Annotated in this window: 10 protein-coding genes; 6 read left to right on the top strand and 4 right to left on the bottom strand. The window is 50.1% G+C overall.

Features of this window, described 5'->3' with window-relative positions; genetic code table 11:
• The first annotated feature begins 169 nt into the window (after positions 1-169).
• Positions 170-799, top strand: coding sequence for a LuxR C-terminal-related transcriptional regulator (locus GN208_RS02045; RefSeq protein WP_004236038.1), 630 nt, complete (start codon positions 170-172; stop codon positions 797-799).
• 577 nt (positions 800-1,376) lie between these two features.
• Here GN208_RS02045 and GN208_RS02040 read toward each other — a convergent pair.
• Positions 1,377-4,922, bottom strand: a complete 3,546-nt coding sequence (locus tag GN208_RS02040; RefSeq protein ID WP_015422478.1) for a hypothetical protein — start codon at positions 4,920-4,922, stop codon at positions 1,377-1,379.
• A complete protein-coding gene (locus GN208_RS02035) occupies positions 4,919-5,380 on the bottom strand; it encodes a hypothetical protein (protein ID WP_004236040.1) in 462 nt (153 codons plus the stop codon). The genes GN208_RS02040 and GN208_RS02035 overlap by 4 nt, the downstream gene beginning before the upstream one ends.
• Before the next feature lie 945 nt (positions 5,381-6,325).
• Between GN208_RS02035 and xdhA the strand changes: the two genes are divergently transcribed.
• The 3 genes from xdhA to xdhC are packed head-to-tail and all read left to right on the top strand — an operon-like array spanning position 6,326 to position 9,992.
• A complete protein-coding gene (xdhA, locus tag GN208_RS02030) occupies positions 6,326-8,632 on the top strand; it encodes a xanthine dehydrogenase molybdenum-binding subunit XdhA (protein WP_004236041.1) in 2,307 nt (768 codons plus the stop codon).
• Positions 8,633-8,637: 5 nt separating this feature from the next.
• Positions 8,638-9,516 carry a xanthine dehydrogenase FAD-binding subunit XdhB gene (xdhB, locus tag GN208_RS02025; protein ID WP_004236042.1) on the top strand — a complete coding sequence of 293 codons (879 nt, stop codon included), beginning with the start codon at positions 8,638-8,640 and terminating at the stop codon, positions 9,514-9,516.
• Complete coding sequence (gene xdhC / locus GN208_RS02020; RefSeq protein WP_004236043.1) at positions 9,513-9,992, top strand: xanthine dehydrogenase iron sulfur-binding subunit XdhC; 480 nt, start codon at positions 9,513-9,515, stop codon at positions 9,990-9,992. The genes xdhB and xdhC overlap by 4 nt, the downstream gene beginning before the upstream one ends.
• A gap of 41 nt (positions 9,993-10,033) precedes the next feature.
• Here xdhC and GN208_RS02015 read toward each other — a convergent pair whose 3' ends face one another.
• Entirely contained in the window at positions 10,034-10,405 is a 372-nt protein-coding gene (locus GN208_RS02015) for a helix-turn-helix domain-containing protein (RefSeq protein WP_015422477.1), read from the bottom strand.
• A gap of 97 nt (positions 10,406-10,502) precedes the next feature.
• On the opposite strand from GN208_RS02015, the gene GN208_RS02010 reads away from it, so the two are divergent.
• A complete protein-coding gene (locus GN208_RS02010; RefSeq protein ID WP_004236046.1) occupies positions 10,503-11,156 on the top strand; it encodes an oxygen-insensitive NAD(P)H-dependent nitroreductase NfsB in 654 nt (217 codons plus the stop codon).
• Positions 11,157-11,226: 70 nt separating this feature from the next.
• On the opposite strand, the gene GN208_RS02005 is transcribed toward GN208_RS02010, so the two are convergent.
• On the bottom strand, positions 11,227-13,077 hold the full coding sequence (locus tag GN208_RS02005) for a sigma 54-interacting transcriptional regulator (RefSeq protein WP_004236047.1): 1,851 nt from the start codon (positions 13,075-13,077) through the stop codon (positions 11,227-11,229).
• Positions 13,078-13,612: 535 nt separating this feature from the next.
• Here GN208_RS02005 and ygeW point away from each other — a divergent pair.
• Positions 13,613-14,800 (top strand): knotted carbamoyltransferase YgeW, encoded by a 1,188-nt coding sequence (gene ygeW, locus GN208_RS02000; RefSeq protein ID WP_004236048.1) that lies wholly within the window; start codon positions 13,613-13,615, stop codon positions 14,798-14,800.
• Positions 14,801-14,845 lie beyond the last annotated feature (45 nt).

The raw sequence follows: 14,845 nt of genomic DNA, 5'->3' as shown, positions 1-14,845 counted from the left end.
ACATACACCGATTCCGAAATGAAATTTACTTATCCATTTAAACATTTCCTCGACGTTATCTTATCTACAATACATAAAATTTGCGTAGATAAACCTAAGTAATTATGCCCTTATTTTTATCCGTTAATATCGGTTTGTTTTGTGTCCTATTTTAATTGAGGAGTAACTTATGGATGCCGTTATTCATTTAATCAACTGTGCTGATTTACCAGGCAACAATATCAATTTCATGCTTGATAATATGAATTGTGAAGTAAAATCTTATTCATCTGAGCAGGCTTTTCTGAAATATTATGTTAATACGCCAAAAGAGCATGCCCGTGAATGTATTATTCTGGAAGTGGGAGAATCATCTGCTGAGGCATTCTATCTTATCGATGAACTCAAACGCCTGAAAAGCATTATTCCTGTGATTGTTATCACCGCTTATCCGTCTTTTGAGACCTGCCGTCGTGCATTTAAAGCGGGTATTCTGGAATTCTTCAAGAAACCGATTAATTCAGAGCTGTTAGTTAATGCGATTCATGACGCATTTAATCAATATGAAAATAGCCTCACTAAGTACCATAGATATCAACGCTTTAAAGATAAATTCAGCAAGTTATCTGCCCGTGAGAAAGAGGTCATGGATATGATTCTGGAAGGAAATACCAGTAAAGAAGCTGCACAAAAATTATCATTATCGCCGCGTACTGTTGAAGTACACCGTTCTAATATGTATACCAAGCTGCGTATTAAATCATTACTACAACTGGTGCAGGAATATGATTTCTATAAAAACTATTCAGATTCAATCTGAGCATTTCCGTTTTTATAATAAACTTTATATTCCGCTTTTGTAGTTAATAAATATACCGATGATTTTACCTGCTTCTGCTTGCTTATTTAACTGCTTCTGATGTTTCACTGTTAATACAGATTGTCATTTCTATCATATTCCGGATTGCGCCAGTGTTACCACTGGTGACAAATTGTAATGTAATGATAATACACCAGGGTATCACTCTGATATTAACGACACATACCGGCAGTCATATATTCCGGAAAACCTGACATAATGAGATCTGACATCCTGTAATACAGATATAAAACTTCATTAATAGTATTTAATACCTGATTACTCATTTTAATATTTTGTTACAAATGAAACAAAATGCACTTTACCCACCTTATGGGTAAACCGGAGTTGTGTGCTGCCTGAAAACTCCCTTCTCTTTATACCACTCTTCCCCTGCGTGTTTTCATGCTGATACTGCCAATCAGCAATAATGACATGCCCCGCTGTTATTCCCTGAAATTCGCTGTCTTCCTGTAATAATACGCCATAAAAAAAGCATCCGTTACAGGATGCTTTCAGTATTCACATAATCGCCGGATTATTCTATTTTCAGCACGTTCAGTTTGATCATAGACATTGAGTTCGGTGGTATCTGCCCTTCAATACCGGCGACACCATAACCGCCTTCCGGTTTTATATACACATCAACCGCACCGCCTGCGCCGGCAAGTGAAACGAATTTAGCCAGGTCACCCGGTAATTCATTGAACGGAATAACCGCCGGTGCATTTACCGGATATGACACGGTTACTTTACCGTCAGTTAGTTCCTCATGCATCGCAAATGTGACTGTTTTTCCTTTCAGCGCTTTATATTTCTGTCCCTGTTTGGTGATACGGTAATAAACGTCCGGCGTCATTTTGGAATAATTCTGGCGCTCCAGGCGGGCGATCAGCTCCTGGTTTTTCCGTTTATTCAGCTCACCAACCTGCTGGAAAGTATAAGCCGCCACGGCTTTATTTTTTTCTTCTGCTTTCGCAATTTGTGTATTCAGCGTGGTATTTTCTGTCCGCTGTGCACTGACAACCGCCTTTTGCTTATCCATTTCTTTCTGCAATGCGGTGTATTTTGCCGAGAGATCGGCATTTTCTTTCAGCTTAGCCGCCGCTTTGGCGAGTTCTGCATCTTTATCTGCCAGCTGCTTTTTCTGGTTATCAAGCTGAGTATTCAGCTTAATTAATTCCGCATCAGATTTCGCCAGTGCTTCAATCTGCTGTGTTTTTTCTTTTAAGGCTTTATCCAGCTGAGCAGCCCGCTGCTGTTCTGCCGCTAATTTTTTATTCAGTCCGGCATTATCCGCCTGAACAGTACTGCTCTCTTTATCTGCACCAGATATTTTTGCCGACAGCAGTTGCTTATCCGCCGTCAGCTGCGCAATTTTTTGTTCCAGTGTGGCTTTATCCACGATCAGCGCAGCCACCTCTTTTTTCAGATTATCGCTCTGACGGGCATTATCCGCCTCACGGCTCTGTAACTGAGCTGTCAGCTTAAGTTTATCGGCCTCACGCAGCTGTAATTCTTTTTCCAGTGTCTGCAACTGAGCTGCCATTTTTGCGTTATCGGTATTTTTGGCGTTCAGTTGTGTAATCTGTTTTTCCAGCGCGGTTTTATCGGCGGCCAGAGTGCTGAGGTCTTTTTTCAGCTTGTCACTCTGTGCTGCCGCATCTTTATTCTGAACAGCCAGTTGATCTGCAAGTTTCTGCTTTTCTGTTTCGGTATTTTTCAGCTTCTGCTCAGTATCGGTCAGGCTGCGGGTGACTTTCGCCAGATCGGCATTTTTATCATTCAGCAGTGCCGCATTTTTCTCTGACTGTGCTTTCTCTGCCGTCAGCTGTGCAATCTGTTTTTCCAGCGCAGTTTTATCCGCAGCCAGGGCAGCGAATTCTTTTTTCAGCTGTGCGCTCTGTTTGTCACTGTCAGCATTACCGGCCGCAATCTGTGCCGCCAGCGCCTGTTTTTCGGTATCACGCTGTTTCAGTTGCTGCTCCAGCGTACTCAGTTGCTGAACCATTTTTTCCATATCGGCATTTTTACTGCTCAGCTGTGCGATACTTTTTTCAGCCTGTGCCTGCTCTTCGGTCAGCCGGGTGATTTGCCCGGTCAGCGCCGTTTTATCAGCGGTCAGTGCGGTCAGATCTTTTTGCAGCTGCGCATTCTGCTGCTGGTTATCGGTGGTTTTCTGCAGTAATTCAAGCGCGATACGCTGTTTTTCCGCTGTGCTTGCTTTCAGCTGTTTTTCCAGCTCTGAAACCTGCGCGGTGGTTTTCTGCATTTCCGCTGTTTTCGCATTCAGCAGTTCGGTATTTTTGGCTGAGGCGCTGTTTTTATCTGCGGTCAGTGCAGAGATCTGTTTTTCCAGAGCTGCTTTTTCTGCCGTCAGTCCGTCGAGAGATTTTTTCAGCTCCGCGCTCTGTTTCGCACTTTTACTGCCCTGTTCCGCCAGTTGTGCGGTCAGTGCCAGTTTTTCGGTATCACTTTGTTTCAGCTTACTTTCTGTTGCCGTCAGCTGTTGCGTAAGTTTTGCGAGGTCGGCATTTTTACTGCCGAGCAGCGCGAGGTTCTCGTCAGCCCGGCTCTTCTCTGAATTCAGCTGCGCAACCTGTTTTTCAAGCGCCGATTTATCCGCTGTCAGCGCGGTGATCCTTTTTTCCAGATCGGCTGATTGTTTGCCGTTTTCGGTTTCCTGAGATTGCAGTTTTGCTGTCAGGCGCTGTTTTTCCGCATCCCGCTGAGCCAGCTGTTTTTCCAGCTCCGTCAGCTTCTGCGTGATTTTTGCCATACCAGCATTTTTATCCTGCAACAGCGCGAGATTTTTCTCTGCCTGAGCATTATCGGATTTCAGCCCGGTAATCTGCTTTTCCAGTGCCGCTTTTTCTGCCGCCAGTGCTGCCAGGTCTTTTTTCAGCGCGTCGCTCTGTTTGCTGTTTTCACCGGTCAGCGCGAGGATTTTGTCATTCAGCTGCTGTTTTTCCGCATCCCGCTGAGCCAGCTGTTTTTCCAGTTCCGTCAGCTTCTGCGTGATTTTTGCCATATCGGCATTTTTGCTTTCCAGCAGCGCGAGATTTTTATCTGCCAGCGCTTTTTCTTTATTCAGCGCCGCAATCTGTTTTTCAAGATCGGCTTTTTCGGCTGTCAGAGCCGTGACCTGACCTTCCGCCTGACCAAAACGGGCCAGGTTTTCGCTTATCTGCTGATTGAGTGAATCAATCGTTTTGCGGTTCTGTTCCAGCTCGGCGGTCAGTTTGGCGCTGTCGCTTTTTGCCGCAGTCTGTAACTCATTATTTGCCAGAGTCAGATTGCTGAGCTCTGTCTCTTTTTTCGCAATATCCGCGAGCGCCTGTTCATAATTATGCTGAACATTCCGGTACTTTTCGTTCAGTGACGCGAGTTCACGCTTCACATCCTGTAATTTCAGGCGGGTGAGGCGCAGTTGTTTCTGCGGATCAGACGGCGTAAACCAGGTTTCCGGTTTCAGCACACGGGCAACCGTCAGCGGCAGATCAGAGAAATACGTCATTGAACGGAAAGGTTCACCCGGGATGGCAAACAAGGCTTCCGGTGTGAGAGTCAGTGAGGAGGTCATACGGGAAGGAACAGGTGAGAACACAAATCCCCGGTGATTTCCGCCCCATTTCTGGCTGTCACGGACCAGATAAGCCGGAGACCACTGCGGGTATCCGATCGGAACAGGATTGGTCACAACAACCGGTTCCCTGACCACAATATTTTCGCATTGTGCCGGTACGGAGATCCCCGGGGTTGTTGTGTCAGTTTTCTGTGCGGCAGCTGTTTGTGTCCGGCTTTCCTGCGCGGACGAAACAGTGCGTTTTCCTGTGCGGGCAGCTTTACGTGTGCCCTGACGCTGTGACTGAGTGGCCTTACCCGCCGTATTTACCGGCGGTGTAACCCGGGTTTCGGGAGACCTGCCAGGTTGCTGCACTGATACCGGAAAATTGCCTGATGCTTTTTCAGCCTGAATATAACGGTCAAAATCTTCAATAACCTGATTAAATTCAGATGCAGTTGCCGGTTGCACTGCCGCAAACAATGCGACAGTAATACACAACCTGATGTTCAGTCTCATAACCCGTTAACCTTCTCCAGGGTATTCTCAATAGACAGAACAGAATAATAACGAACCTGGGCACACATCACTTTGGTTTTCGCTTCAATCGACATCTTCAGTAATTTAAGCGTATCCGGGCTGGCGGTTCTTTCGAGCTGACGATACAGTCTGTTGATCTGGCTGATTTCGCTGAAACCGGCGACCATCTGACTGTAATCTTTCGGAGAAATAGTTTTGAGCGAGTCGAGTTCTTTAACACACATACTCAGCTCAGGCGAAATCTGTCCGGAGGGTTGCTGTAATTCAGGTCTTGGCAAAGGTGCAGTCGTTCTCACCGGCTCCTGCTCCGCCGGCTGAACCGGTTGTGCCGCAGGCTTCGGCGCAGAGGGTGTCGTTAATGAACAGCCGGACAGGGTTACAACGCCTCCCAACAGGAGTATCCCCGCCATTTTGTTCAGTGCTGTCTTGGATAACATAGTTTCACCTTAGAGAAATAATTTGGCCACTGCTGCGTTGTGCAAAAATAGGCACCAATTGTATAGCCAGAGCCGTGGAAAATAAACTCTGACGTGTCACAACTCAGGCTTATGTAACATACACTACGTCGCGGGCGAGTCTGAACTATTCGTTTTTTGTTATCCGAACACCTTACTGCAGCCGCACAATCTGAATTCTCACGCTTGTCATCGTCAACGATTTGGCTTCGTTATTATTCTGCTCTGCCGGTCTGTTTCTTACAGGCCGAGAACATAAATTAGTCAGTTTACCTTACAAAACGGTACCGGAATATTTGCCGGACAGTTTGTAACAAGTCTTAAAAATAAGTATCACCCGGTATCTGTCCATCATAAAAAGAATATAAGCACAGTTGTACCTGAGGCGGCATTATATCTTATTCACGAATAAAATCGATTAACCGCCGCAGACAACCATTCTGTAAATATGAAAATAAAACGACAGACACAGAACAAATACATAACCCGCTGTTATCCCGGATGATTCACGGCAGTATAAATGAATAATTCCGTTATGGATTCTCTTTTTTTCAATTATGCGACCGGGATTCCGTTCCTTTTTCCGGGTTGATTATTATCATTATTTTCTTAGTAATCTATTATCTTCTTATAATTTAAAAGCGACAGAATTTATCAGGCTTATTACGCATTATATGATTAGTAACACTATCAAACTATAAATTATCATTCTGCTTCTGCGGTACTCCGGGATTATCAATACAGACACATTTTTCTCTCAATATGAGAGAAAGCGGGACAGGAAAATCCGCCGTTTCCTGCCGGACACCCTTATTTTTTTTACCTCAGTCACAAATCCCCCGATAAATTGCTGTTTTTCTCCCTGCTGGCGTATTTATTGCTTGTTTTTATGCATGCTTACTTTTTCCTGAAGCCGGAGAAATAATAATGTCTGAAGCAGTCGGAAAACGCGCGCTGGGTACGCCTTACCTGCGCGTTGATGCCCTGAGCAAAACATCAGGGCGGGCGCGCTACACGGATGATCTGCCGATGCCGGGTATGCACTACGCCAAATATGTCCGCAGTACCATTGCCCACGGGATGGTAACATCCGTTGATGCGTCACAGGCGCTCGCCATGCCGGGTGTGGTCGCGGTATTCACCTGTAACGATGTGCCGCAGATCCCGTTCGCCACCGCCGGTCACGCCTGGTCTCTGGAACCGGCCAAACGTGATGTGGCAGACCGCCTGCTGCTGAACCGCCATGTGCGCCACCACGGCGACGGTGTGGCGATTGTGGTTGCCCGTGACGAACTGACTGCCGAAAAAGCGGCGGCACTCGTCAGCGTCACTTATGACGAGCTGCCGGTTATCACCTCACCGGAGGCGGCACTGGCCGCAGATGCCCCGCAAATCCACAGCTGCGGTAACCTGCTGAAACGTACCGCTATCAATGCGGAAAGCGCCAGAGCGACAGTCAGTCAGTCGCCGTTCCAGTTCCGCGGCCATTTTGATACCCCGGTGGTTCAGCATTGCCATATGGAAGGCGTCACCTGCTACGCCTGGCAGGAGGCGGATAATAAGATTTCCGTGGTATCGAGTACCCAGATCCCGCACATTGTGCGCCGTGTGATAGGCCAGGCGCTGGATATGCCGTGGTCGCATATCCGGGTGATTAAGCCGTATATCGGCGGCGGTTTCGGTAATAAACAGGACGTGCTGGAAGAGCCGATGGCCGCCTGGCTGACCCTGAAACTCGGCGGTATTCCGGTGAAAGTGGAGCTGAGCCGCGAAGAGTGTTTCTTTGCCTCGCGCACCCGTCACGCCTTCCATATTGATGCGGAGATGGGACTGACCGCCGACGGCACACTGAACGGTTATCATCTTGATGTTCTGTCCAATACCGGCGGCTATGCCTCTCACGGACACTCCATTGCGGCTGCGGGCGGGAACAAAATCCCGTACCTGTATCCGCGCTGCGATTACGGCTATTCCGCCGCCACCGTCTATACCAACTACCCGTCAGCGGGCGCAATGCGCGGCTACGGAGCACCACAGGTCACGTTCGCCCTCGAATGCCTGATGGATGATGCCGCCGCACAGCTGAATATCGACCCGGTGGATATCCGTCTGCGTAATGCGGCGCGGTCCGGTGACTGTAACCCGGTCAATAAGAAAACGATTTACAGTGCGGGGCTGATTGAGTGCCTGAAACGCGGTAAAGAGCTGTTCGGCTGGGATGAACGCAAAGCAGAGGCGCTGGCAACACGCGGAGACATCCGCCGGGGCGTCGGTGTAGCCTGTTTCAGTTATTCATCCAATACCTATCCGGTCGGCGTGGAAATCGCCAGTGCCCGTCTGCTGATGAACCAGGACGGTAATATCAATGTGCAGGTCGGCGCGACAGAAATCGGCCAGGGCTCGGATACCGTGTTCTCGCAGATGGTGGCGGAAACCCTCGGCGTGCCGGTCAGTACCATTCAGATGATCTCCACCCAGGATACGGATATCACCCCGTTTGACCCGGGCGCGTTCGCGTCACGGCAGAGTTATGTCACCGCACCGGCGCTGAAAGAAGCGGCATTGTCACTGCGGCAGAAAATCCTCGATCATGCCTCGCTGATGACACACCAGGCCGCGTTTAATATGACCATTCTCGACGGCAATGTGGTGCTTGAGGCGCAGCCGGACGTGGTTGTCACCACCGTCGCGGAAGTGGCAATGCACAGTTTTTATCATCAGGAGATCGGTGGTCAGCTTTCTGCTGAATCCTCTCATAAAACACAGACCAACCCGCCGGCCTTCGGCTGTACTTTTGTCGATGTCACCGTGGATATTCCGATGTGTCAGGTGACCATTAACCGGATCATCAATATGCACGATTCCGGCCGGATCCTGAACCCGCAGCTGGCGGAAGGCCAGGTCCACGGCGGAATGGGAATGGGGATCGGCTGGGCGCTGTTTGAAGAGATGCTGATCAACGAGAAATCCGGGGTTGTTCATAACCCGAACCTGCTCGACTACAAAATGCCGACCATGGTTGACCTGCCGGATCTGGAGTGCGGGTTTGTCGAAACCTACGAGCCGCAGTCCGCATACGGCCATAAGTCCCTGGGTGAGCCGCCGATTATTGCGCCGGCTGCCGCTATCCGTAACGCCGTGCGTATGGCGACGGGTATTTCTGTCAATACTATCCCGCTGACACCAAAACGGCTGTACCGGGAATTTGTTAATGCCGGGCTTATCAGGGGGTAACTGCCATGTATGATTTTGAAACTTATCACCGTGCAGAGAGTGTCGCACATGCCGTCTCACTGCTGACGACGGATCCGCAGGCCAGATTGCTGGCGGGCGGAACGGATGTGCTGATCCAGCTTCATCACCTCAATGAACGCTTCCGCCGTATTGTGGATATCCATGATTTGCCGGAACTGCGCGGGATCAGCTGTGATGATGCGGGACATATCCGTATCGGCTCCGCAACCACCTTCTCCGAACTGATTGACAGCCCGGTGATCAACAAGTGTCTGCCCGCGCTGAGCGAAGCGGCTGCCACCATTGCCGGACCGCAGATCCGCAACGTTGCCACTTACGGCGGCAATATCTGTAACGGCGCCACCAGCGGCGACTCTGCCTGTCCGTCCCTGGTTTATCAGGCAGAGCTGGAGATAGCCACCCCGGACGGCATCCGCCGCAGACCACTGCGCGGCTTCCATACCGGTCCGGGTAAAGTGGCCTTTGAACCGGGTGAACTGCTGATCGCGTTCCATTTCTCACCAGAGAATTACCGTGGTAAAGGCTCCGCCGCTTATAAATACGCCATGCGCGGCGCGATGGATATCGCCACCATTAACTGCGCGGCTCTGTGTGATATCAGAGAAGGACGTTTTGAGGAACTGCGCCTCGCCTTCGGGGTTGCCGCACCGACACCGGTCCGCTGTGAACACGCGGAAGCGGCTGCGATCGGAAAACCGGTCACCGCAGACACTCTGAAAGCTGTCAGTCAGGCGATTGAACAGGATGTGGCACCGCGCACGTCATGGCGGGCAGAGAAAGAGTTCCGTTTACACCTGATCCGCGTCCTGAGCGAGCGGGTGATCCGCACGGCGGCTGAACGTCTGGGAGAAAAAATCGCATGAATATCAAAGAATGGAAAACCATCAGCTGCACACTCAACGGACAGGTACGGGAACTGACGGTGTCACCGGCGGCACGGCTGTCCGATGTCCTGCGTGAGCAGGGGCTTATCAGTGTCAAACATGGCTGCTCTGTCGGTGAGTGCGGTGCCTGCACGGTACTTATCGACGGTATCGCGGTGGATACCTGTCTCTATCTGGCGGTCTGGGCGGACGGTAAGCAGATCCGAACCGCCGAAGGTGAGATGAAGCACGGTAAACCGTCTGCGGTACAGCAGGCTTATGCGGACAGCGGCGCGGTACAGTGCGGGTTCTGCACCCCGGGCCTGATTATGATGACCACCGCCCTGCTGGAAAAACACAAAGGGCAGACCCTTACCATCCGTCAGATCCGCCACGGCCTGGCCGGTAACCTGTGCCGCTGCACCGGTTATCAGATGGTTGCCAATGCCGCGGATAAACTCCAGCGTAATCAGTAAACCGCAGAAAATAGACACCGTCCGTCTTCAGGACGGCGGTGTCAGGGTTGCGGTGTCTGTTGCTGCAAAAGTACCGGCAGGGCGTGTTCTTCCCCCCAGCTTTTCAGCATCAGTAAGATCGGTACCAGCGACTGCCCGGCGTCCGTCAGGCTGTATTCCACTTTCGGCGGCACCTCCGCATAGACCTTGCGGTGGACAAGCCCCGCTATCTCAAGCTCCCGTAACTGTTTTGTCAGCATACGCGGGGTAATAAATATCAGCAGCCGTTTCAGCTCGTTAAAGCGTTTGATGCCGCTTATCAGATGGTAAAGGATCATTCCCTTGCCCTTCCCGCCCATCATTTCCAGTGTTGCCTCAACCGGACAGGCCTCATAAGCATACGACTCGTAACGCGTCTTTCTGACAGTATCCATTTTGTACCTATATACCAAAAATGTACGTACTTGTTAAAAACATATCATAGTTTATCATTGCGCCGGTTAATGTAAATTACCTTATAAGGATGCCATCATGACCATCACTCAGGCTGTAATGCAGCGTTATTCAACCAAATCCTTTGATCCGGCGAAAAAAATCAGTGATGAGGTGATGAACAGTATCAAAACATTGCTGCGCTACAGCCCGTCCAGCGTCAATATCCAGCCGTGGCATTTTATTATTGCGGCCAGTGAGGAAGGGAAAAACCGGATCGCGGCATCCACCCGCCCGGGCTTTGAATTTAATACCGCCAAAATTACCGACGCCTCTCATGTTGTGCTGCTGTGCGCAAAAACAGATGTGGATGAAGCCTACATGAACAGCGTTCTGGAACAGGAAGACAAAGACGGCCGTTACACCACGCCGGAACACAAAGCGATGAATAACGGCGGCCGGACTTTCTTTGTTAATCTCCATAAAGAAACACTCGGTGATCTGCCGCACTGGGCGGCAAAACAGGTTTTCCTGAACATGGGGACATTGCTGCTAGGTGCTTCCGCGCTGGGTGTGGATGCTGTTCCGATGGAAGGAATGGATTTTAATACCCTGGATACCGAATTTGGTTTATCCGCCAAAGGGCTGGCACCGGTAGCCGTTGTGTCGCTCGGTTACCGCAAAGAGGATGACTTTAACGCCGCGCTGCCGAAATCCCGCCTGCCGGAAGAGCAGATCATGACCGTTATCTGATACGAAAAAGCCGCGCGGACCGGTAACATCCGTGCGGCTTCGGCACACACACATTTTCTTCCGCTTTCTGCTACCCGGCGGATAACTCGTACTTCTTAATCTTCCGGTACAGAGTGGCAATACCGATCCCCAGCTCCTCTGCTGCCTGACGTTTGTTGTCATAGCGCTGCAGTGCTTCGCGGATCATCTGTTTTTCCATCTCTTCCAGCATGGTTTCCCCGTGCAGTGCCGGATCCTCATCCGCTGCTGCCGCAGGTACGCTTCTGACCGGAATGGTAATTTCGCTGCGGTGAATATCCCCGGTATTCTGAACCGGTGCGGCAGTGCCGCTTATCATCTGCGCCGCATGTCTGGCAAAGTTCGGCGGCAGCAGTGAGATATCAATCACCTCACCCGGCGGCACCACGTTCACCAGATATTCCACCAGGTTACTCAGCTCACGCAGGTTACCCGGCCACGGCCATGCATTAATGACCGCCATCACCTCATCCGAAATGCCCGGATACACCAGACCGAGGCGCCTGGTATGCACATTGAGGAAATGGTGCACCAGCAGCTCCACATCGCCGTGACGCTCACGCAACGGCGGCAGGGCAATCGGGATAACATTGAGGCGGTAATAGAGATCCTCGCGGAATTTACCTTCACTGACAAACTGTTCCAGATTCTGGTTGGTCGCGGACACAATCCGGATATCGACCGGGATGGTCCGGCTTGAGCCAATCGGCTGCACTTCGCGTGATTCTATCGCACGTAATAATTTCGCCTGAACAATCAGCGGCATATCGCCGATTTCATCCAGGAACAGCGTGCCTTTATCTGCCGCCTGAATCAGACCCTGTTTTCCGTTGGCGGACGCGCCGGTAAACGCGCCTTTCACATAACCGAATAATTCACTTTCCAGTAACTGCTCCGGTATCGCCGCACAGTTGATGGCAATAAACGGTTTTTCACTGCGGTTACTCAGCTTATGAATAGCCCGCGCCACCACTTCTTTACCGGTGCCGCTCTCACCGGTGACGAGAATACTCGACGGGCTCGGTGCCACGCGGGAAATCAGGTGTTTCAGCTGACGGATAGGTTCGGATTCCCCGACCAGGTGTTCAATCAGCAATCCGTTTTCATCACGGCGCACTTCATTCATATCAATCGCCGCGTGGGACTGATGAAACGCCATCAGGAACATCTGACAGCCGTTAACCACATGAAGCTGCCCGATAATAATATTGCTCTCCCCTTCCCAGGAGACAATATGCTGTAAATGCCCGCGGTTCAGACTCTTGAAATAGGTCAGCGGACGGATGGCAATGGTTTTGCCGGAAATCTTTTCATGCGGGACATTGAGGATCTTCAGAGCATGCGGATTGGCAAATTTCAGATGATTTGCCTCATCCAGGATCAGAACGCCCTGATCCATAAACTCTATCAGGCTCAGTAATACCTTCTGCGCGGCATTACGGCCTTCCTGTTCATCCAGCAGCTTAGCCACAAAAATATTGGAAATATGCTGCACATAATCCGAGAAGTCATGGATGTTATCCCGGATCCGCTCCTGCTGTTCAGAGGTGACGGCCACCAGGCTGATAACCCCGATACAGCGATCCTGGAAGATGATCGGTGTACCGATAAACGCTTTCTCCTTACAGTTATCTTTATCCGCGCAATTGAGGCAGAGCGGATCAAAACAGGAGTGCGTGACTATCTTTTCTTTTTTGGTATCCAGCACATAGCGGAGCAGCTGGGAATTATTGGTCAGACGATGTCCGAGGTGCTGGTTAAACAGCCCTGTTCCGGCAATCCTTGTCAGTTTGTCATCAACGATTTCAACATCAAGCTGTAACACACTGGCGAGCATTTTGCTGAAGTGAACAATCGTCGGCTGTATCTGCATCAGCACAGATGGTGATTTTTCAGTGATCATGCTTACGACTTCCTATGCTCTTAAAACGACATATCGAAAAGAAAGTTCATAACGCGACAAATTAATGATTTTATTATAGTTATTTATCAACGGGCTGAATTATCACCCACTGATAGCACAAGATTGCCAGATCTTTATCACCGAAACTCTAACGTATGTACAAAAATCACACTTTTCTTCAGATTTGATAATGAAACTGGAATCTCCGTCACTCTATTTTATCAATATGATAAATCCGCCGGGGTGTTTATCATTCTGGCCCCGCTTCCGGCGGTTCCGCCCTCTCACCGGTCTGATACCGGCGACTTTTCACCCTTGCTGAAAATAACTTTTATTCGCATTTGTCACACATAACCCGGCCATCAGCCCCTGATAATTGTGATCACCCTCCCGAATCCGCCCTGCATTTCACCCCCGGAAGATCATTCCGGCTGATTTGGCATGCTTATTGTTAATAGTCACAGTACACATGCAGAAATGCCTTCTTCTCACTGCATATTCAATTGTCACCGGCCATTTCACATAGGATTTAAAGATGAAAAACGTTAATGAATTATTGAAAGATATCGCCAGACTGAAATCTAATCTTCATCAAAAGGATTTTTTGCTTACCTGGGAACAGAGTCAGGATGAACTGACGATGGTGCTTGATATTGCAGCTGCACTGAAAGGGCTGCGTGCCGATAACATCGCAACCAACGTATTCACAAATGGCCTTGGCATCTCTGTTTTCCGTGACAACTCCACCCGTACCCGTTTCTCTTATGCTTCTGCACTGAATATGCTCGGCCTGGCCCAGCAGGACCTCGACGAAGGTAAATCTCAGATTGCTCACGGCGAAACCGTACGTGAAACGGCCAACATGATTTCATTCTGTGCGGATGCCATCGGTATCCGTGACGATATGTACCTCGGTGCCGGTAACGCCTATATGCGTGAAGTGGGTGCGGCTCTGGATGAAGGTTTTGAGGAAGGCGTTCTGCCGCAGCGTCCTGCGCTGGTTAACCTGCAGTGTGATATCGACCACCCGACACAGTCTATGGCTGACCTGGCCTGGTTACGTGAGCACTTCGGTTCACTGGAAAACCTGAAAGGCAAGAAAATCGCCATGACCTGGGCGTATTCACCAAGCTACGGTAAACCACTCTCTGTACCGCAGGGCATCATCGGTCTGATGACCCGCTACGGTATGGATGTGACGCTGGCGCATCCGGAAGGTTATGACCTGATCCCTGACGTTATTGATGTGGCGAAAAACAACGCCAAACAATCCGGCGGCAGCTTTAAGCAGGTTACATCGATGGAAGAAGCGTTCAAAGATGCGGATATCGTGTATCCGAAATCCTGGGCACCTTACAAAGTCATGGAACAGCGTACCGAACTGCTGCGTGCCAATGACCATGACGGCCTGAAAGCCCTTGAGCAGCGCTGCCTGGCACAGAACGCCAACCATAAAGACTGGCATTGTACTGAAGAGATGATGAAGCTGACCAAAGACGGCGAAGCGCTGTACATGCACTGTCTGCCTGCGGATATCACCGGTGTTTCCTGTAAGGAAGGGGAAGTGGAAGAAGCTGTATTCGAGAAATACCGTATCGCCACTTACAAAGAAGCCAGCTGGAAGCCGTATATCATCTCCGCCATGATTCTGGCCCGCAAATTCCCGCAGCCTGCCCTGGTTCTTGAGCAACTGCTGAAAAACGCACGTAAACGTATTTTATAAATCCGGATCCCGGCCGTCACCGGCCGGGTTCTTTTCCCGATGATA

This window comes from Morganella sp. HSTU-ASny43 (assembly GCF_022819185.1).
Lineage (GTDB): Bacteria > Pseudomonadota > Gammaproteobacteria > Enterobacterales > Enterobacteriaceae > Morganella > Morganella morganii.
The sequence above is the reverse complement of the archived record's forward strand: the minus strand, read 5'-3'. Positions and strand labels throughout refer to the sequence as shown.